This is a genomic window from Limnohabitans sp. Rim8, assembly GCF_945901735.1.
Classification (GTDB): Bacteria; Pseudomonadota; Gammaproteobacteria; order Burkholderiales; family Burkholderiaceae_C; genus Limnohabitans_A.
In genome coordinates, this window is sequence record NZ_CAMDLM010000003.1 from 38,562 (window position 1) to 58,307 (window position 19,746).

Here is a 19,746-nt window from a genome sequence, read left to right on the forward strand (position 1 = left end):
GTCATGGGGCGGCTTCTTTAACCACCACAGGAGACTCACATGAAAAAACTGATGAATTGGACGGCACGCGCCGTAACGGTTGCGGGCATCGCTGCTGCATCCATGGCCCCGGTTTCCGCGCAAACGGTTTACCAGGTGCCTGCCTTGTCGGATTATTCCGGCCCATTTGCCGCGATCATGCCGATGGTCGGACCAGGGCGTGAGGGCGTGGTGAATTGGTGGAACGCCGAAGTGGGCGCCAAGCTCGGCGTGAAGCTGGAGATGAAAACCTATGACACGCGCTATGACACGGCCCAAACGGCCAGCCTGTGGCCTGGTGTGCTGGCCACCAAGCCTTTGATTGGATTGTCTTTGGGGGGGCCGGATGTGGCCGCCATCCAGCAGCGTCTGCCTACCGACAAGGTGCCCATGATCTTGGGCTCTGCCGCCACGGGCTTCAGCTGGCGACCCAACCAGTGGGTCATGTCTACGCGGCCCACATTTGTGCATGAATTCACGGGCTTCGTCGAGTGGTTCCAAAAGACCAAAGCCGGTGGCTCGCGCCCAGTCAAGGTGGCGATGTTCACCACCGAAGCTTCTCCTACCTTTGCAGATTTGGGCAAGGGCATCAACGCCTACGCCAAGGCCAACCCCACCAAGATCACTCTGGTGGAAATGGTCTATGTGGAACCGCAGCCTGCGGACGTGACCCTGCAACTGCGCCGTGTCCTCAATGCGGGCGCTGAACTCATTCTGGTGCCCACCAACATCCAGCAGGCGGTGGCGGTTAAGCGGGCAATGCAGGCTTTGGGCAAGAACGTGCCCATGGCCTACAGCATTCACAACTCACCTGCCATGCTGCAAAAACTGGTCGGTGGCATGGCGGCCATGGAGGGGGACTATGAGGTCCATTCGGGTGTGATCGCCACCGAGGAAGACAACGAGACCAAAAAGTTTTATGACATGTTGGTGGCCAAATACGGCATGAAAGCACCTTGGCACTCGCTGACCACCGTGGGCATGAGCCAGGCCTTGGTGATGGTTCGGGCCGTTGAGACGGCTGCGCGCAAGCACGGGGGTGACAAGCTGACCGGAGAGCTGCTTTACAAAACCCTGATTGACACCAACTTCACAGGCAAAGACTTTTTCGGCTACAGCGGTGGCGACATCGATTACTCAGTCGAAGCGCCATTTCCGACCCGAGATCCACGCGTCAACATCGGCCAGGTGGTGGGTGGCAAGCTGACCACGACGGCCACGCAGGTGCCCGTGCCCAAGCTCGCCAAGTGGTAAAGCAAGGCCGCTGCTGTGTCTGAACCACTGATTGCACTCAACAACGTTGAGGTCCTGTACGCCGACGTGATCTTGTCACTCAAAGGCATCACGCTGGAGGTGGCTGCAGGCGGCTGCACGGTGCTGCTTGGCCCCAATGGGGCCGGCAAGAGCACCACGCTCAAAACCATCTCCGGCATGCTGGATGTGGAGGAAGGGCGTGTGGCTTCTGGCAATGTGCGCATGTTGGGCCAAGAGGTCACAGGGCGATCTACTGAAATGATGGTGGCCGATGGGGTGATCCATGTGGTGGAGGGGCGCAAGGTGCTGCGCCACATGACGGCGGAGCAAAACCTCGTCGTGGGCGGGCACCGCCTGACACGCATGGCCGACGTGAAGCAGGGGCTGGAGCGGGTTTATGGCCTGATTCCCCGCCTGGCTGAGTTGAGAACCCGCACCTCCGGCTACCTCTCAGGCGGGGAGCAGCAGTTGTTGCTGATCGGACGCGCCATGATGGCGCAACCCCGGCTGCTGATGATCGATGAGCCCTCACTGGGGCTGGCACCCATGATGGTCAGTGAAATTTTCGGCTTGCTTGCCAAACTGCGTCAGGAAGGTGTTTCTCTGCTCATTGTGGAGCAGCACGCCCAGGCCGCGCTGGACATTGCCGACCACGGCTACATCCTGGAAAACGGCCGCGTGGTGCTGGAGGGCACGGCGGCCGAATTGCGCGCCAACGAGGACATTCAGGAGTTCTATTTGGGCAAGCAGGCCAGCGGTGAACGTCGCAACTACCGCGATGTCAAGCACTACCGTCGACGCAAACGTTGGTTGGGTTGACGGCATGCCGACGCTTCACGGCATTGAATGGACGGCGGAGCCTCTGGTGGGCAGCATCGTCCTCGATCGCGCAACACACCACAATGCCTTGGGTTTCGCCACGGCATCCGCGTTGGCACAGGCGATCGCTGATGTGCTGGCCGCGCAACCACGTGTCGTGGTGATCAAGGCACGCGGACCGATTTTTTGTGCAGGCGGCGACATCCAGGATTTCGTGAGCTCGGGCGATCAGTTGCCGCAGCTTGTCGATGACATCCTGGACCAACTGCTTCCGGCATATTTGCAGCTGGCACAGGCGACCTGTCCTGTGGTGACCGTGGTGGGGGGGCCGGTGGGCGGTGCGGGCATTGGTTTGGCCTTGTGTGGCGACTTCGTGCTGGCCAGCGACAACATGAAACTGCGCACTGGGTATTCGGCCATAGGCTTGTCCCCCGATGTCGGGGCATCGTATTTTCTGGCGCGGCGTGTTGGCGTGGTGCGTGCGCAGCAATGGCTGATGCTCAGTCAGGCCGTGGATGCCACGCGTTGCTTGGCTGCCGGTGCCGTCGATCAAATTTTTCCTGCACATGCGCTGGAAGCTGCGGCGCAAGACTTGATTGGGCAACTGTGCCAGTCTGCGCCAGCCTCATTGGCCGCCATCAAAAAGCTGACGACGCAGGGGCCTGGCTTGTCCTTGCAGGAGCACTTGTTGTTGGAGCAAAAATTGCTCAAGGCCTGTGCGGCCACTTCGGATGCACACGAGGGTATCGCTGCCTTCGTACAGAAAAGAGCCGCAACTTTCCAAGGGCAGCAGGGGCTTGATCCTGCGGGCACCACTCACACTCACAGATGACAGCCATGTCCAACCACCACCCCACCCTCATTGATCTGCTGGATCGCAATGCCCGCTCGTATCAGGATCACCCTGCGTTGATTTTCGAAGGCCGCAGTGACACACATGCAGCTTTGCATAAAGCCGTGCAAATTCAGGCGTCAGCCTTGCATGCTGCGGGGGTCAGGCGTGGCGATCGCGTGTTGTTGCTGAGCGGCAACCGGCCCGAGGTCTTGGTGCTGTTGGGCGCGGTGGCCTGGCTTGGGGCCATGCTGGTGCCGCTCAACCTTCGCCTGTCGTCCGCTGAAATGGCCCAGCAAGCGCGTGATGCCCGTCCCGCCCTGGTCATTGTTGACGCAGCGTGTTCCGCATTGATGACAGCGGCATGGCCAGAGGGCATGGCCGGGGTGACCATTGAAATGATGGGCGAGCCCGTCAATGGGTCTTGGGTCTGTGTCGGCCAATCGCAGCAAGCGCCTGTGCCGCGTCAAGATGCCCCGGATCTGGGCGTCATCATGCTTTACACGGCGGCAGTGGACGGTCATGCGCGAGGCGCGGTTTTGTCTCAGGCGCAATTGCGCGCATCGGCCATTCAAACGGGTGGTGCCTGGGCTTTGGGCGATCACGACCGTTGGTTGGGTGTGCTGCCGTTGTTCCATGCGGCCGGAATTGGCTTGGCGCTTGCCATGTTGGAGGCGGGCGGTGCTTGCGTGATCTTGCCGCGTTTCGATCCTGTGGCCGCAGTGGTCTCCGTGGCGCGCCACCGCATCACCGTGTGCGCCACCTTTGCCCCGATGCTGGGCGCCCTGCTGGATGCGGCAACGCAAAACCCGGGCGGTGAGGCCTCACTGGCCAGTTTGCGCGTGTGCATGGGGCTAGAGCCCCCTGAGGTGATCGGCCGCTTGGCCACGCTGTGCCCTGATGCGAAATTTTGGTCGGCCTACGGGCAGGCCGAGGTGTCCAGCATGGTGTGCATAGGCGTACAAAGCGAGCGACCGGGTGCCGCCGGTCGGCCGATGGCGCCGACCGAAGTGCGTGTGCAGGACGCAACGGGGCGGGCTTTGGGGACAGGTTTGGAAGGCGAGATCGCCGTCCGGGGGCCGACCGTGTTTCTGGGTTATTGGGAGCCTGAGACCCAACGCCCTTTCAAATCAGCCGACCCTTGGCACCGTACAGGCGATCTTGGGCGCATCGACGAGGACGGTTGGCTTTGGTTTACCGGGCGGTCAGCGCACAAACAACTCATCAAGACGGGTGGGGAAAATGTCTATCCGGCCGAGGTGGAGCAGGTCTTACTCGAACACCCTGCCGTGGCCGAGGCCTTTGTTTTCGGCAAGCAAGACGAAAAGTGGGGAGAGGCGGTGCACGCAGTTTGTGCTCTGAAAGTCGGATCGAGCGTTGCAGCGACAGAACTGCTGAATTTCCTGGATGCGCGCATCGCCCGTTACAAAAAGCCGCAAAGTCTGGTCTTCCTGCCTTCGCCCCTTGAGCGCAGCACCAAAATCTCAACATGAACCATCCCGATGGGTCAACCATGCTGCGCTGAATAAGCCGCCTACTCAACAACACGAACGCAGCCGTTTTGTGCGCGAGGACGGGCGCTGGTTTTATGTGGACGGCGATGAGCTGTGAAGCCGCGCTGCGACAGACCGTATGATCCTGCGCATGAACTTTGAAGCCATCCTTTTCGATTGTGACGGCGTGCTGGTGGACAGCGAAGCCATCACTTGCGGCGTGTTGCGCGACATGTTTGACGAGCAGGGTTGGCGCATGACGCTGGCCGAGTGCATGCAGCGCTTTGTGGGCCACACCGTCAAAAGCCAGCGCAGCGTGATCGAGGCGCAGACCGGTCAGGCAATGACCGATGCTTGGCTGGAGCAGTTTTACGCACGCCGCAACGAACGCCTCACCCAAGACATCGCCGCCATTGAGGGTGTGTACGAAGCAGTGGCGCACCTTAATGATTACTGCCAGGGTCGCATCGCCGTAGCCTCGGGGGCAGACCGGTTCAAGGTCGAGATGATGCTCAAGCAAGTGGGTCTGATGGATTTCTTTGAAGGCCGTATCTTCAGCGGTCACGAAATGCCGCGCAGCAAACCGCACCCCGATGTGTATTTGGCCGCTGCCGCGCATTTGCAAATCGATCCGGCGCGCTGCCTGGTGGTGGAAGACACCACGGTGGGCATTACGGCGGGGGTGGCTGCTGGGGCGACCGTGTGGGCTTATGCCGCACCGCCTGCCGAGCATGCGCCGCTGTTGCAAGCTGGGGCCGCTCGCGTGTTCACGGGCATGCACGAGTTGCGTCTGGGTTGATCGCTTGGGTTGGGGCTTGGCTTAGCCCTGGCGACTGGTGCGGAACTCGTCCGGCGTCGCCCCTGCCCACCCCTTGAACGCCCGCATAAAACTCTTCTCGTTTTGAAACCCCACTTCGGCTGCGATCTGTTTGATGGGGCGTTGTGTGCGCAAGAGCAGGTCCATGGCCAGGTCGCGGCGCACGGCGTCTTTGAGTTGCTGCAGGCTGGCACCTTCATCTTTAAGTTGACGGTGCAGCGTGCGGGCCGACAGGTTGAGCCAGGCGGCCAGGTCGTCGGCGTTGCGGCCGTGTTCGGGGTGTTCGGCCAGGGTCTGGCGCACTTTTTCCACCAGCAGGCGATCCCGCCGGTAGGGGCGCACTGTGAGCAGCAGGGCGCGCTGCAGCATGCGTTGCAAGGCCGCTTCGTCGCGGCGCACGGGCAAGCTCAGGTAACCGGCGTCGAACTGCAGGCTGTGCGTGGGCGCGTTGAACTGAGTGGGGCCGTCAAACAGCACGCGGTAACTGTCGGCATGCGGTGGCGGGGCAAAGCGCAAGGTGGTTTGCACCAGTGGAATGCGCGAGTCGGTCAGCCAGCAGGCCACGCCCAAAGCATTGCGCAGCACCGACACCACCGCAAATTCTTGCAGAGTGCCCAATGGGCGCTGTTCGTGCAATTGCAGTTGCGCCACGCCCGCTTCGGTGCTGACTTGCAAGTGGATGTCGTCGGTCAGCAGACCGTGATGGCGGCACCAGCGCTGCAGCGCCACGCCCAAGGTGGGGGCGGTCAGAGAGGCGCGCACCAGCATGCCATAGCTGCCCCAAGGCAGGCGGCGGCTGAACCAGCCCAGGGCTTCGTCGTCCAGCGCCCGCATGGCGGTGGCCGACAACCATTCCATTTGCAGCGCGGTGATGCGTGCATCGGGATGGTCAAGGGTTTCTGGCGCAATTTGTGCCTCGACCAAGGCTGGGAATGGGTCCAGGCTGCGCTGGGTGTAGGCCTGCGCAATGGCTTTGGCAAAAGCCATGGGTGTCTCGGCGCGAGCGGTGTGGGTCGGGCGAGGTGGGTCAGGCAAGTGCGGGTTCATCGGTCTTGAAATTGTGGCACGATTTGCAACCCAATTGACACCCCCCAACTGGGCGCAGGTCTTAAGCTGGCAGGCATTGCCCTTGAAGCGCGGTGTTTGTCGTGCGCCCGGGGCCACAGCCAAGGAAGACGCATGACTGCTTTGCACTCTCAATTGAACCCCCGTTCGGCCGACTTTCAAGCCAATGCCGCTGCCATGCGGACCCTGGTCGATGACTTGCGCGTGCATCTGGAACGCGTGGCTTTGGGCGGCGGCGACGCCCCCCGCGCCAAGCACATTGCCCGCGGCAAGCTGCTGCCACGTGACCGCGTGCAAATGCTGCTCGACCCCGGCACGCCTTTCCTAGAAGTCGCGCCGTTGGCCGCGCTCAACATGTACAACAACGACGCGCCCAGCTCGGGCGTGATCGTGGGCATTGGCCGCGTGAGCGGGGTGGACTGCATGATCGTTTGCAACGACGCCACGGTGAAGGGCGGCACCTATTACCCGCTCACGGTGAAAAAGCATTTGCGCGCGCAAGAAATCGCGCAGCAAAACCACTTGCCCTGCATCTATTTGGTGGACTCGGGCGGTGCCAACTTGCCCAACCAGGACGAGGTCTTCCCCGACCGCGACCATTTTGGCCGCATCTTTTTTAACCAAGCCAACATGAGCGCGCTGGGCATCGCGCAGATCGCTGTGGTCATGGGTTCGTGCACCGCCGGTGGCGCGTATGTGCCCGCCATGAGCGACGAGACCATCATCGTCAAGAACCAGGGCACCATCTTTTTGGGCGGCCCGCCACTGGTCAAAGCTGCCACGGGCGAAGTGGTGAGTGCCGAAGATTTGGGAGGCGGCGATGTGCACACGCGCCAGTCGGGCGTGGCCGACCATTTAGCGCAAAACGACGTGCATGCGCTGGCTTTGGCGCGGCAGGCGGTGAAAAACCTGAACGCGCAAAAGGCCCCCAACATCGCTACGCACGCGCCCGTGCCGCCCAAGTTTGATGCGCAAGAGTTGTATGGCGTGATCCCCACGGACACGCGCAAGCCCTTTGATGTGCGTGAAATCATCGCCCGCATCGTGGACGGTTCGGAGTTCGACGAATTCAAATCGCGCTTTGGCACCACCTTGATCTGTGGTTTTGCCCGCATCGAAGGCATGCCGGTGGGCATCATCGCCAACAACGGCATCTTGTTCAGCGAGTCAGCGCTCAAAGGTGCGCACTTCATCGAGCTGTGCTGCCAGCGCAAAATCCCATTGGTCTTTTTGCAGAACATCACCGGCTTCATGGTCGGCCGCAAATACGAAAACGAAGGCATCGCCCGCAACGGCGCGAAGATGGTCACGGCCGTGGCCACAGCCGCTGTGCCCAAGTTCACCATCATCATTGGCGGCAGCTTTGGCGCTGGCAATTACGGCATGTGTGGGCGCGCTTACTCGCCACGTTTCTTGTGGATGTGGCCCAACGCCCGTATCAGCGTCATGGGCGGCGAGCAGGCGGCCAGCGTGCTGGCCACCGTCAAACGTGGCGGCATCGAGGACAAGGGCGGCCAGTGGAGTGCCGACGAAGAAGCCGCGTTCAAGGCCCCCATCAAAGCGCAATATGAGGTGCAGGGCCACCCTTACTACGCCACCGCCCGCCTGTGGGACGACGGCATCATCGACCCGGCCGACACCCGCCGCGTGCTGGCGCTGGGCTTGAGTGCATCGCTCAATGCACCGATTCCTGAGACGAAATTTGGACTTTTCCGCATGTGATGTGTATGATTTTGTTATTTCATACACATTAGAGAGGGATTCGACATGCGAACCAATATCGTGATCGACGACAAGCTCATGGCCGACGTCATGGCTTATGGTGATTTCAAGACCAAGCGAGAGGCCGTGGAAGAAGGCTTGCGCATGCTCAAGCGGCGCAAAGTCTATGACGGCTTGCTGGCCATGCAAGGACAGCTTCAGTGGGACGACTCTGACGAAGGATGGGCCCGCTGGCGGGAGGAACAGCAGGCTTTGAAGGTCGCAGGCCAACTGTACGACCGCGCCATTGACGCGGCAGAGAAGGTCTACACAGGCGTTCAGGCATTGGTGCTGCAAGAGCCCGAGCCTCCCACACTGATGGCAAAAGCCCGGAATAAGCCATGATTCTGGTGGACTCCAGCGTCTGGATTGACTTCTTCAATCAAGCGCCAACACCGCAACGCCAGCAACTGGTGCGCTGGCTGGAAGCTGGGGACGTGTCGATAGGCACAGCCGATCTGGTGGTGTTCGAAGTGCTGCGCGGATTTCGCAACGACACAGCCCGTCGCATGGCAGAAAGCTTGCTGTTGGATTTAACCGTGATGGACATTGGCGGGGCAGCCAATGCGCTCAGCGCGGCAGCGCTGTACCGCCGCCTGCGGGCACAGGGCCGCACCGTGCGCAGCCCCATCGACGTGCTGCTGGCCAGCTACTGCATGACCCACGGCCACACGCTGCTGCACCGCGACGCGGATTTTGAATCGCTCAAAACTTTGGGAGGGCTGGACACATGGCCACAATGAACACATCGACTTGGCATACCCACTTCAGCGGTCTAGCGCGTTACCACGTCTGGGCCACACACCGCTTGCTCGAAGCGGTCTCGCGCGTGTCAGCCCAAGACTACCAACGCGATGTGGGCCTGTTCTTCAAAAGCATCCACGGTACGCTGAACCACATGCTGGTGGCCGAGCACTTGCTTTGGTATGCGCGTTTTGCCAAAGGCGCATCGCCGGTGCTGGCGCTCGATGCCGAGATTGAGCCGCACCGCGAGCGCTTGGCGCAGGCCCTCAACGGCGGCGCTGCCAACTGGTCGCAGCTGATCGCCAGCTGGCCTGCCGAGCGCTTTGACGGTCACCTGGACTACCAGACCAGCAAGGGTGCCCCCCAGTCGCTGCCGTTTTCGGCAACCTTGGCGCATGTCTTCAACCACGCCACCCACCACCGTGGTCAGATCACGGCGGCGCTGACGTACCTGGGCCACGACTGCCCCGAACTCGACATGGTCTATTTCCTTCAAACAGAACAGACCCCCAAAGCATGACCACAGCCCTGAAAATTTCCACCCAAGCCGGCGTGCACACGATCACGCTGTCGCGCCCCGATGTGCGCAACGCCTTCAACGATGAAGTCATTGCCGAGTTAAAACACGCTTTTTTGGCGGTGACCCAAGACAGCGCCGTGCGCTGCGTGGTGCTGGCCGCCGAGGGCCCCGCCTTTTGCGCCGGAGCCGACCTGAACTGGATGCGCCGCATGGCCGACTACAACCAGGGCGAAAACCTGGCCGACGCGGGCGAGCTGGCCGCCATGTTGCGCGCTATTTACGAATGCCCCCAACCCACCATCGCCCGCGTGCAGGGCGATGTGTATGCCGGTGGCATGGGCCTGGTGGCGGCCTGCGACATGGCCGTCAGCGTGGACACGGCGAACTATTGCCTGAGCGAAGTCAAGCTGGGGCTGATCCCCGCGACCATCAGCCCCTATGTGATACGCGCTATGGGCGCGCGGGCGGCGCACCGCTATTTTTTAACCGCTGAGCGCTTTACTGCAGCTGAGGCGCACCGCATCGGTTTGGTGCACGAGGTGGTGGCCGCCGACGCGCTGGACACCAAAGTGGCCGAGCTGACCCAAGCCTTGGTGAGCGCCAGCCCCAACGCCGTGCGTGCCTGTAAAAAGCTGGTGCACGACGTGGCCGAGCGCGAGATCAACGACGCGCTGGTCGCGCAGACGGTGGCGGGCATTGCCGACATCCGCGCCAGCAGCGAAGGCAAAGAGGGCGTGCAGTCCTTTTTGCAAAAGCGCAAGCCCAGCTGGCTGCTGTCTTGAGAGCATGGGCATGAAGCTTTTCCGTCGCCTCTTCGGGTTCGCTTGCTGCTGGTGGGCGATGTGGGTACACGCGCAAACCCCTGCCGAATTACCGGTTGCCAAAGACCTGCATGAAGTCGTTCACCGTATTCCGGTGTCGGTGCAGGACCTGTACGGTCGGCGTGAACAGCGTCAAATCCCCGTCACGGTCTTCAAGCCCGCAGGGGATGGACCATTTCCGATGGTGGTGCTCAACCATGGCCGCGCCACCAGCCGAGAGAAAATGGCCCAACCGACACGCTTTCGGTATGAGCAGCAGGCCCGCTATTTTGTGGGCAAGGGTTTTGTGGTGATGGTACCCACCCGTGTGGGCTATGGCGAAACCCACGATGGCTTTGACCCGGAAACCAGCGGCGGCTGCAGCCAGCCCCGCATCGAACCGATGAGCCTCGCCGCATCAGACCAAGTGATTGCGGTGGCCGAATTTGCGCGCAGCTTGCCATTTGTCGACGCTTCGCGGTGGTGGGTCATGGGCCAATCGGTGGGCGGCTTGACCACGGTGGCCACGGTTTGGCGCAACCCGGCAGGCTTGCAAGGGGCCGTCAATTTTTCTGGCGGCACCGGGGGCGATCCGGTGGGCCGTCCGGGGCGTTCTTGTGCGACCGTACAAATTGGGCAACTCTGGAAAGCACGCGCGGCACAGGCCCAAGTCCCTATGCTCTGGCTGTATTGGGAAAACGATTTGTTCTGGGGTGCGCAAGCACCGCGAGACTGGCACCGGGCCTGGCTGGACGGGGGTGGGCAAGCCGAGTTTCGGCAACTCGCGCCCGTGGGTCAGGATGGTCATTCGGGGTTCAGCATCGACATGGACCGCTGGGTGCCCTGGGTGGACGCTTTTCTGGCCAAGGCCGGGTACACCCAGCCCGCATTGCAGCCGGTGCCCACACCGAGTGGATTTGCCCAAGTCGACGAAATCGACAAAGTGCCGGTAGGTGCCGAGACTCGGCAAAGTCTGTACAGCCGTTTTCTGGCCAGCCCCTCACCGCGCGCCTTTGCCATAGGTCCGGGTGGCGCAGGCTTTGCCACGGGCGATTGGGCCGTGGGACGTGCCTTGGGCTTTTGCCAGGCACGCCGTGGCATCACCTGCAAGTTGTACGCCGTAGATAACCAAGTGGTTTGGAGAAACTGACATGTTCAAGAAAATAGTGATCGCCAACCGAGGCGAAATCGCTTGCCGTGTGGCCGCCACCGCCCGCCGAATGGGCATCCAGACCGTGGCCGTTTATTCGGACGCCGACGCTGGCGCCAAGCATGTACAAGCCTGTGACGAATCGGTCCACATTGGCGGCAGTGCACCCAAAGACAGCTACCTGCGCTGGGAGCGCATCTTGCAAGCCGCACAAGAAGCGGGTGCACAGGCGGTGCACCCGGGCTATGGCTTTTTGAGTGAGAACGCAGACTTTGCCAAGGCCTGCGCCGCAGCGGGTTTGTTGTTCATCGGCCCGCCCGCCTCGGCGATTTTGGCCATGGGCCTCAAGGCTGAGTCAAAGCGCTTGATGGAATCGGCCGGTGTGCCACTGGTGCCCGGTTACCACGGCGCTGACCAGGACCCTGCCTTGCTGCAACGCGAAGCCGACCGCATTGGCTACCCCGCCCTCATCAAAGCCAGCGCCGGTGGCGGTGGCAAGGGCATGCGCGTGGTCGACAAGTCCGAAGACTTTGCCGCAGCCCTCGCATCGTGCCGACGTGAAGCCATCAACAGCTTTGGCAGCGATGCGGTGCTGATTGAGAAATACGTGCAACGCCCGCGCCACATCGAGATCCAGGTGTTTGGCGACACCCAGGGCAACTGCGTGTATCTGTTCGAGCGCGATTGCTCGGTGCAGCGCCGCCACCAAAAGGTGCTGGAAGAAGCCCCGGCGCCCGGCATGACCGAAAACCTGCGTGCCCAAATGGGCGCAGCGGCTGTGGCCGCCGCCAAGGCTGTGAACTATGTCGGGGCAGGCACGGTCGAATTCATCGTCGAGCAAACCGCTTATAACCAACCTGAATCCATGAAATTTTTCTTCATGGAGATGAACACCCGTCTGCAGGTGGAACACCCGGTGACCGAGGCCATCACTGGCCTGGACTTGGTGGAGTGGCAATTGCGTGTGGCCAGTGGTGAGCCGCTGCCCTTGCGCCAAGACCAGTTACGCATCCAGGGCCATGCGATTGAGGCACGCATTTGCGCCGAAAACCCCGATAACAACTTTTTGCCCGCCACCGGCACCTTGCAGGTGTACCGCAAGCCGCAGGCCAGCAGCTTTGAAAGAAGCACGGTTCGCATCGACGACGGCGTGCGCGAGGGCGACACCATCAGCCCGTTTTACGACTCCATGGTGGCCAAGCTGATCGTGCACGGCGACACCCGCGAGCAAGCACTGGCGCGTTTGGACACGGCGCTGGCGCAAACCCACATCGTGGGCCTGAACACCAATGTGCAGTTCTTGCGGCACGTGGTGCGCAGCGATGCGTTTGCCACGGCCAAGCTCGACACCGCACTCATCCAGCGTGAAGCGGCGGTCTTGTTCAAGCAATACAAAGTGGGCTTGCCCGCCGCTGTGGCTGCTGTGGTGGCGCACAGCTTGCAGGCCGACAAGGCTTTGCAGGGGCAAGACCCGTTCAGCCGCCGCGATGGCTGGCAGTCGCACGGGGTGGCGCAGCGCCGCTTTGAGTTTGTCTGGCAAGACCAACCCCGCTCGGCCCGCCTGAGCTATCTGCACGACGGCGCGCTGAGCCTCTCTCTTGAGGGCGATATCCCGGTGTCTGGCATGCTGAACTTTGCGCCTGATGGCGCAGGCCTGTGGGTGCAGTGGGGCGGTGCGCGCTGTTTCAGTCAGATCGACTGGCAAGGCGAGACTGCGCACATTTTCACGCCTCAGGGCGCGACCCGCATCACCGTGCTCGACCCGTTGGCGCACGCAGGAGAGGTCGCACAAGAAGGCGGGCGCCTCACGGCCCCGATGCCCGGCAAGGTCGTGTCGTTTGCCGTCAAGGCGGGCGACAAAGTCAAAGCGGGGCAGGCCCTGGCGGTGATGGAAGCCATGAAAATGGAGCACACCATCAGTGCGCCCAAGGACGGCGTGGTGGCCGAGTTGCTCTACGCACCGGGTGACCAAGTCGCCGATGGGGCAGAGCTGCTCAAGCTGGGCTGACAAAATCACGCCATGAAAATCACCATCTGCTTTGCCAGCCTGCCCCCCGAGCCTTGGGTGCAAGCTGTACAACAAGCCTTTCCTGCTGCCGAGGTGTTCGCCTGGGCCCCGGGCGCGCCCCAAGCTGACCATGCCATCGTTTGGGCGCCGCCCCAGCAGTTCATCGACGAGCAGTCGGGCCTGCAGGCCCTGTTCAACATTGGCGCAGGCGTGGACGCCCTGCTGCAGCTGAAGCTGCCATCCAGCCTGAAGGTCGTGCGCCTGGACGATGCGGGCATGTCGGTGCAGATGGCCGAGTTCGTGTGCCATGCGGTGATCCGGCATTTCCGAGAGCTTGACGCGTACGAGGCCGATGTGAAAACCGGACGCTGGTCTTACCGCAAACCCCAAAGCCGGGCCGACTTTGCCGTGGGTGTGATGGGCTTGGGTGTGTTGGGCCAGCGGGTGGCCAAGGCGCTGCAGGTGTTTGAGTTCCCGGTGAACGGCTACAGCCGCAGCCCGAAAGACCTGCCCGGCATCCGATGCTTCAGTGGCGCGCAAGGCCTGCCCGAATTTTTGGCCGCCACGCGCGTGCTGGTCAATCTGATGCCCCTCACGTCTGAGACCGAAAACATCCTGAACCAAGGCACTTTGTCGCAACTGCAACAAGGCGGCTACGTGGTCAACGTGGCCAGGGGCAAGCATCTGGTCGACGAGGACCTGCTGGCGTTGATCGACAGCGGCCACCTGTCGGGGGCCACGCTGGATGTGTTCCGCACCGAGCCGCTGCCCGCAGGCCATGTGTTTTGGCAACACCCGAAAATCACCGTCACGCCCCACACCTCGGCGCGCACTTTGCGCGAAGAAAGCATCGCGCAAATCGTGGGCAAAATCCAGGCTTTGCAGCGCGGCGAGCCGATCAACGGCGTGGTGGATCACCAGCGCGGCTATTGAACATCCAAAGAACCCCATGAACATGCCTTCCCGCGTTCAACTCATCGACGTCGGCCCCCGCGACGGCCTGCAAAACGAAAAGCAGCCTGTGCCCGCGGCGGTCAAGATCGAACTGGTGCACCGCCTGCAGGCCGCAGGCCTGACCGAGATCGAGGTCACCAGCTTCGTCAGCCCCAAGTGGGTGCCGCAGATGGCCGACAACGCCGAAGTGATGGCCGGCATCCAGCGCCAAGCGGGGGTGCTTTACTCGGTGCTCACGCCCAACATGGTGGGTTTCCAGGCGGCGGTGGCGTCACGCCCGGATGAGATCGTGGTCTTTGGCGCGGCCAGCCAGGCCTTCAGCCAAAAGAACATCAATTGCTCGATCGAAGAAAGCATGGAACGCTTTGCGCCCGTGGTGCAAGCCGCACTGGCCGCCGGCATCGCGGTGCGCGGGGCCATGAGCTGCACCGTGGGTTGCCCCTACGAAGGCGAAGTGCCTGCGGCCAGCGTGGCCCATTTGGCAGGTTTGATGAAACAGATTGGCGTGCAGCGTGTGGACGTGGCCGACACCATTGGCACGGGCACGCCGCTCAAGGTGCAAAAAGCCATTGAAGCCACGCAAAAGCATTTCGACATCGACCACATCTGCGGTCATTTTCACGACACCTACGGTCAGGCTTTGGCCAACACGCTGGCGGCGCTGCAAATGGGGGTGTGGAACTTTCAGTCGTCTGTGGCGGGCCTGGGCGGCTGCCCTTACGCCAAGGGGGCCACGGGCAATGTGGCCACCGAAGACGTGGTGTACATGCTGCACGGCATGGGCATTGCCACCGGCATTGACCTGGACAAGCTGGTGGACGCCGGCGCGTTCATCAGCGACTTTTTGGGCCGTAAACCCAACTCGAATGTGGCCAAGGCCATCCTCAACAAGCGGGCGGGCTGAGCCATGTGCGGCGCTGAACTGCATGTGCTGCCCGAGGGCGTGCAACGCGTCGCCAGGGCTTTGCAAGATGCCCATCATCCCCATGCCCCGGTCATGCTGGGTGGTGCAGCCCGCACCGCGCAAGAGGCCGCAGATGGCCTGGGTGTGCAGCTGGGGCAGATTGCCAAGAGTGTGATCTTCCGTCGCAAGGAAGACGGTGTGGCTGTGCTGGTGGTCACCTCGGGCGACCGGCGTGTGGACGAGAAAAAAGTCGCCGCCCTGGTGGGCAAGATCGGTCGCGCCGATGCCGATTTCGTCAAGGCCCACACGGGCTTCACGATTGGCGGCGTGTCCCCCGTGGCGCACCTGAACCCCCCCGTGACCTTGCTCGACCAAGACCTGTGGCGCTTCGAGGAAGTCTGGGCCGCTGCCGGGCATCCCCACGGCGTGTTTCGCTTGCGGCCGCAGGATTTGCCCGATTTGACCCAGGCCAGTCCTGCCGATGTGGTCCAGGGCAGCCTTCATGACACGGCCCAGTCGAGTTCTGCGCAAGCACCCAAACCCAAGGAGGCCCCATGAATGCGCGCATCAAGCAGCTGGCGCAGCGCGCTGCGCAGGTGCTGACCCAGCCTCAACCCCATGTGCCATCACCTTGTTTGTCGGTGTGCGTCATGGACCCGCAGACTGAGGTGTGTGCAGGGTGTTGGCGGACCCTTGAAGAAATCGGTGTCTGGAGCCGCATGTCGGATGAGGCCAAGCGCCAAGTCTGGCAGCGCATACAGCAGCGCCTGACGGGCGTGAGCGGGACGACCTGAACGCGAGCAGCCTGCAGGGTGTTCATTCGCCCAGCGAATGGGCGCTTGGGCCGCCCTCAGGGTGCATCTGCCTGGCTTCGGTCCACCACAATCAACACATTGCAGGGTGATTCTTCCACCAGCGATTTGGCGGTGGAGCCGCTCCACCAGCGGCGCAGCAGGTTGGGCTCATGCTTGTGACCAACCACGATCAGGTCTGCCCCCACGCGTTCTGCAAAACCCGACAACTCGCGGATCACCTCACCCTTGAGCACCTCGCCTTGCACTGTGTAACCCATGGCTTTCAGGGTTCGCACGCCTTGGGCCAGTTGCGCAGCCAGGGTTTCTTCCAGCGGCCCTTGGTTGGCCGAGGCGTAATAGCCCATCTCCATCGAACCCACATCCAGCGGGTTGGGGGCCACCGCCACCAAGGTCAGGCGGGGCTGGCCCCAGTGCGCCAGCTCCTCGAGTTCGAGCAAAGCCTTCTGCCCGGTGATGGAACCGTCATAGGCCAGGATGATGTGTTTGTACATGGGGTCTCCTTGAGGTGCTGCGGGTGACTCTGGCCCCGTGTGGGCGGTGTGGTCACCGGTTCATGCCAATTCATTCTACGGACAAGATGGCCCGCGCAAGTTGGTGTTGACCCTATAGACTTGGGCCAAAAACAAGGCATTGAGAGCGACACCCCACACCGGCAGGCCCTTATGAAAACCATCCACTTCTATCTTGACTTCATCTCGCCTTATGCCTGGCTGGCCTTCGACGCCCTGCCCCGGGCGTTGGAGGGCATCGGCCACCGGGTGGTGCACAAGCCGGTGCTGTTTGCCGCCATGCTCAAGCACCATGGGCAATTGGGCCCTGCAGAAATCCCAGCCAAACGCGACTGGACGTACCGACAGGTGCTGTGGCAGGCGCGGCAGCAGGGAACGCCTTTGCAGTTGCCGGCCCTGCACCCCTTCAACCCGCTGGGTTTGTTGCGACTGGCCACCGCGTGCGATGCCGATGGTCAGCCCAACCGCTACGTGTGCGAGCAGGTGTTTCGCCATGTCTGGTGTGCGGGAGAAGACGCTGCCGACCCGCAGCGCTTGGCGCAGTTGACAGCCCACCTTGGGCCAGCCAGGGACGCGGCCAGCGCCGAGGTCAAGCAGGCCTTGCAGGCACACACCGACGAAGCGCTGGCGTTCGGCGTGTTTGGCGTGCCCAGCTTCTGCGTCGATGACAAATTGTTTTGGGGGCAAGACGCCTTGCCCATGCTGCGCGCTTACTTGCAGGGCGATGCCTGGTTTGACGGCCCCGATTGGCAGGCCCCGGCGCGGTGCGGGGTGGGCGTCAGGCGCGCGTGACCTGACCCACCACGCCAAAGAAAAAACCCGATCGCATGACGCGATCGGGTTATTTTTTGGAAGGGTTCAGGTTGGCAAGACAGGTCTTGCCAACACCAACCTGTCAGTGAGCAGCGGTGCCTTGTGAGGTCTTGCCGTCAAAGCTGGGGAAGCGAACGTTCTCGACCATGTCCTGAACTTCTTGGTCGGGTGCTTTGGTCAGCAGCGACACGATGATGATCACCGCAAAGCCCAGGGGCACACCGAAGATACCCGCTGAGATGGGGGCAATGTCCCACCAGGTGTTGGCTTTGAGGATTTCAGGGGTCAGCGAACCATTGTGGAACAAGCCGTACATCCAAGGATGGGTCTTGACCATGTAGTAGAACGAGATGCCCAAACCCGCCACCATGCCCAGCGAGGCGCCCCATTTGTTGGCACGTTTCCAGAAAATGCCCAGGGTCAATGCAGGGAAGAAGGCTGCCGCAGCAAACGAGAAGGCCGCAGACACGAGGAACAAAATGTCCGCCATGCGCAGCGATGCGACATAAGCCGCCGCCAAAGCCACGAACACCAAAATGACTTTGGAGAGCGCCACGCGACGGCTGGCCGAGGCGTTGGGGTCAATCACTTTGTAGTACAGGTCGTGCGACAGAGCGTTGGCAATGGTCAGCAACAAGCCGTCGGCTGTGGACAAGGCCGCAGCCAAACCACCCGCTGCCACCAAACCGGAAATCACGAACGGCAAGCCGCCGATTTCAGGTGTGGCCAAGACCACGATGTCACCGCCCAAGCGGATCTCTGCCAACTGCAAGATGCCGTCTTTGTTGATGTCAGCCACAGACATCAGTGAGGGGTCCACCACGTTCCAGCGTGCAATCCATCCCGGCAACTGGTCCATCGGCGTGCCGACCAACAGGGTGTAGATGTCGAACTTGACCAACACCGCCAAAGCAGGCGCTGTGAGGTACAACAAACAGATGAAGAACAGCGACCAGGCCACCGACTCACGCGCTTCACGCACCGAAGGCACGGTGTAAAAGCGCATCAGGATGTGCGGCAAAGCAGCCGTACCGATCATCAAGCAGAAAACCAGTGCCAAGAAGTTCTTGCGGGCAATATTCTGGGCGGCTTCGTCTTTGCCTGGGAAAGGCTCAGCATGGCGCAGGGGCGGTGCTGCACGGGGTGCATTCGCAGCGCGCGCAGCGGTGTAGGCCGCTTTGGCAGCCGCTTCGTCTTTGGGCAGACCAGTCAAGGCGGTTTCAGCGGCCTTGATGTCAGCTGCCGGTGCGTTGGTGGCCTTCAGCTCTTCCAGCTTTTTGGTGGCGGCTTCTTTGTCAGCGGCCATGGCTGCTGGCACATCTTTGAGCTTTTCAGCGGCTGCATCAGCACGTGCTTTGAAGATACCGCGAACTTCGAGTTCTTTGGGGTCTTTCAGCAGTTGCTCTTCTTTGGCGGTGACTTTTTCAAGCAAGTAGCCATAAGAGATCTGAGGCACAGGCATACCGGTGTGTTTCACCGACAACCAGACCACGGGGATCATGTAGGCGACGATCAGGATCAGGTATTGGGCCACCTGGGTCCATGTCACAGCGCGCATGCCGCCCAAGAACGAGCAAACCAAGATACCGGCCAAGCCCACATAAACGCCCACGTCGAAAGACAGACCGGTCAGACGGGCAGTGATCAGGCCCACGCCGAAGATCTGCGCCACCACGTACACGAAGGACACCAAGATGGCCGCAAACACGCCAATCAGACGCGCCATGTTGCCGCCGTAGCGTGCACCCAAGAAGTCGGGAATCGTGAACTGGCCAAACTTACGCAGGTAAGGTGCCAAGAACAAGGCCACCAAACAGTAACCGCCGGTCCAGCCCAAGATGAAGGCCAAACCGCCGTAACCGGTCAGGTAGAGCGTACCGGCCATACCGATGAAGGACGCTGCCGACATCCAGTCAGAGCCGGTGGCCATGCCGTTGTAGATGGCGGGCACGCGTCGGCCCGCCACATAGTATTCGGCTGCATCGTTGGTGCGACTCATCACACCAATGCCGCCGTACAAGAGCACGGTGGCCGCCAGGAAGGCGTAACCGATGTACTCTTTGGGCATCCCCATTTGCTCAAGGACAGCCAGCACGATGACGAAAGCCGCAAAGCCCCCGCCGTAGAAAAGGAAAACCTTGTTCAGAGATTTCTGAAACTGGCTTTGGGTTTGGCCTTCGCCGCCGAAAACGCTCATGCTTCTTCTCCTTCTGAAACGCCATATTCCTTGTCAAGCTTGTTCATGTAGCGTGCGTAGTACCAAATGATCAGGCAGTACACGATCAGTGCGCCTTGGGCAGCGACCCAAAACGAGAACGGCCAGCCAAAAAAGTTGAACGTCAAATCACGCGCAAAGTACAAAAGTACGAACGTGACGAAGAACCATAAGGCCAGCAACAGCCCCGTGATCCTTAAGTTTTTGCCCCAGTATTCCTGGTGCCTTGCAGTGAGCTGCATCGTCATCTCCTTC

General features: G+C 61.5%; 22 protein-coding genes. 18 read left to right on the forward strand and 4 right to left on the reverse strand.

What is annotated here, in order from left to right; genetic code table 11:
- The first annotated feature begins 39 nt into the window (after positions 1-39).
- Genes Q0O99_RS02520 through Q0O99_RS02540 form a run of 6 tightly spaced genes read left to right on the forward strand, consistent with a single transcriptional unit; the run spans position 40 to position 5,215 of the window.
- Complete coding sequence (locus Q0O99_RS02520) at positions 40-1,272, forward strand: ABC transporter substrate-binding protein (protein ID WP_293748209.1); 1,233 nt, start codon at positions 40-42, stop codon at positions 1,270-1,272.
- Positions 1,273-1,287: 15 nt separating this feature from the next.
- Positions 1,288-2,091: an ABC transporter ATP-binding protein gene (locus Q0O99_RS02525; RefSeq protein ID WP_293748211.1), complete on the forward strand. Its 804-nt coding sequence runs from the start codon at positions 1,288-1,290 to the stop codon at positions 2,089-2,091.
- Positions 2,092-2,095: 4 nt separating this feature from the next.
- Complete coding sequence (locus Q0O99_RS02530) at positions 2,096-2,923, forward strand: enoyl-CoA hydratase-related protein (protein WP_293748213.1); 828 nt, start codon at positions 2,096-2,098, stop codon at positions 2,921-2,923.
- 5 nt (positions 2,924-2,928) lie between these two features.
- The gene (locus tag Q0O99_RS02535) at positions 2,929-4,416 is read left to right on the forward strand and encodes an AMP-binding protein (RefSeq protein WP_293748215.1); all 1,488 of its coding nucleotides are present in this window, start codon (positions 2,929-2,931) and stop codon (positions 4,414-4,416) included.
- Positions 4,331-4,534: a YchJ family metal-binding protein gene (locus Q0O99_RS17500; protein WP_367185169.1), complete on the forward strand. Its 204-nt coding sequence runs from the start codon at positions 4,331-4,333 to the stop codon at positions 4,532-4,534. The genes Q0O99_RS02535 and Q0O99_RS17500 overlap by 86 nt, the downstream gene beginning before the upstream one ends.
- Before the next feature lie 33 nt (positions 4,535-4,567).
- On the forward strand, positions 4,568-5,215 hold the full coding sequence (locus Q0O99_RS02540; protein ID WP_293748217.1) for an HAD family phosphatase: 648 nt from the start codon (positions 4,568-4,570) through the stop codon (positions 5,213-5,215).
- A gap of 21 nt (positions 5,216-5,236) precedes the next feature.
- On the opposite strand, the gene Q0O99_RS02545 is transcribed toward Q0O99_RS02540, so the two are convergent.
- A complete protein-coding gene (locus Q0O99_RS02545; protein ID WP_293748220.1) occupies positions 5,237-6,280 on the reverse strand; it encodes an AraC family transcriptional regulator in 1,044 nt (347 codons plus the stop codon).
- Positions 6,281-6,412: 132 nt separating this feature from the next.
- Here Q0O99_RS02545 and Q0O99_RS02550 point away from each other — a divergent pair, with 132 nt between their 5' ends.
- From Q0O99_RS02550 to Q0O99_RS02600, 11 genes are read left to right on the forward strand one after another with little or no spacing between them, the layout of a single operon-like run.
- Positions 6,413-8,020: a carboxyl transferase domain-containing protein gene (locus tag Q0O99_RS02550; protein WP_293748222.1), complete on the forward strand. Its 1,608-nt coding sequence runs from the start codon at positions 6,413-6,415 to the stop codon at positions 8,018-8,020.
- A gap of 45 nt (positions 8,021-8,065) precedes the next feature.
- Positions 8,066-8,404, forward strand: coding sequence for a type II toxin-antitoxin system VapB family antitoxin (locus Q0O99_RS02555; protein ID WP_293748224.1), 339 nt, complete (start codon positions 8,066-8,068; stop codon positions 8,402-8,404).
- Positions 8,401-8,802: a PIN domain-containing protein gene (locus Q0O99_RS02560; protein ID WP_293748226.1), complete on the forward strand. Its 402-nt coding sequence runs from the start codon at positions 8,401-8,403 to the stop codon at positions 8,800-8,802. Before Q0O99_RS02555 ends, Q0O99_RS02560 begins: the two co-directional genes overlap by 4 nt.
- Positions 8,790-9,323, forward strand: coding sequence for a DinB family protein (locus tag Q0O99_RS02565; RefSeq protein WP_293748228.1), 534 nt, complete (start codon positions 8,790-8,792; stop codon positions 9,321-9,323). Before Q0O99_RS02560 ends, Q0O99_RS02565 begins: the two co-directional genes overlap by 13 nt.
- Positions 9,320-10,105: an enoyl-CoA hydratase/isomerase family protein gene (locus Q0O99_RS02570; RefSeq protein ID WP_293748230.1), complete on the forward strand. Its 786-nt coding sequence runs from the start codon at positions 9,320-9,322 to the stop codon at positions 10,103-10,105. The genes Q0O99_RS02565 and Q0O99_RS02570 overlap by 4 nt, the downstream gene beginning before the upstream one ends.
- Positions 10,106-10,115: 10 nt before the next feature.
- A complete protein-coding gene (locus Q0O99_RS02575) occupies positions 10,116-11,273 on the forward strand; it encodes a hypothetical protein (protein WP_293748232.1) in 1,158 nt (385 codons plus the stop codon).
- Position 11,274: 1 nt separating this feature from the next.
- The gene (locus Q0O99_RS02580; protein ID WP_293748234.1) at positions 11,275-13,281 is read left to right on the forward strand and encodes an acetyl/propionyl/methylcrotonyl-CoA carboxylase subunit alpha; all 2,007 of its coding nucleotides are present in this window, start codon (positions 11,275-11,277) and stop codon (positions 13,279-13,281) included.
- Between the two features lie 12 nt (positions 13,282-13,293).
- Entirely contained in the window at positions 13,294-14,214 is a 921-nt protein-coding gene (locus Q0O99_RS02585) for a glyoxylate/hydroxypyruvate reductase A (RefSeq protein ID WP_293748236.1), read from the forward strand.
- Between the two features lie 16 nt (positions 14,215-14,230).
- A complete protein-coding gene (locus Q0O99_RS02590; RefSeq protein ID WP_293748238.1) occupies positions 14,231-15,139 on the forward strand; it encodes a hydroxymethylglutaryl-CoA lyase in 909 nt (302 codons plus the stop codon).
- A 3-nt stretch (positions 15,140-15,142) separates the two neighbouring features.
- Positions 15,143-15,697, forward strand: a complete 555-nt coding sequence (locus tag Q0O99_RS02595; protein WP_293748240.1) for a YbaK/EbsC family protein — start codon at positions 15,143-15,145, stop codon at positions 15,695-15,697.
- On the forward strand, positions 15,694-15,933 hold the full coding sequence (locus tag Q0O99_RS02600; RefSeq protein WP_293748242.1) for a DUF1289 domain-containing protein: 240 nt from the start codon (positions 15,694-15,696) through the stop codon (positions 15,931-15,933). The genes Q0O99_RS02595 and Q0O99_RS02600 overlap by 4 nt, the downstream gene beginning before the upstream one ends.
- A gap of 56 nt (positions 15,934-15,989) precedes the next feature.
- On the opposite strand, the gene Q0O99_RS02605 is transcribed toward Q0O99_RS02600, so the two are convergent.
- Positions 15,990-16,445, reverse strand: a complete 456-nt coding sequence (locus Q0O99_RS02605) for a universal stress protein (RefSeq protein ID WP_293748245.1) — start codon at positions 16,443-16,445, stop codon at positions 15,990-15,992.
- Positions 16,446-16,616: 171 nt separating this feature from the next.
- Here Q0O99_RS02605 and Q0O99_RS02610 point away from each other — a divergent pair, with 171 nt between their 5' ends.
- The gene (locus Q0O99_RS02610; protein ID WP_293748247.1) at positions 16,617-17,255 is read left to right on the forward strand and encodes a 2-hydroxychromene-2-carboxylate isomerase; all 639 of its coding nucleotides are present in this window, start codon (positions 16,617-16,619) and stop codon (positions 17,253-17,255) included.
- 103 nt (positions 17,256-17,358) lie between these two features.
- On the opposite strand, the gene Q0O99_RS02615 is transcribed toward Q0O99_RS02610, so the two are convergent.
- Positions 17,359-19,473, reverse strand: coding sequence for a sodium:solute symporter family protein (locus Q0O99_RS02615; RefSeq protein WP_293748249.1), 2,115 nt, complete (start codon positions 19,471-19,473; stop codon positions 17,359-17,361).
- Positions 19,470-19,733: a DUF4212 domain-containing protein gene (locus Q0O99_RS02620; protein ID WP_293748251.1), complete on the reverse strand. Its 264-nt coding sequence runs from the start codon at positions 19,731-19,733 to the stop codon at positions 19,470-19,472. The genes Q0O99_RS02615 and Q0O99_RS02620 overlap by 4 nt, the downstream gene beginning before the upstream one ends.
- Positions 19,734-19,746 lie beyond the last annotated feature (13 nt).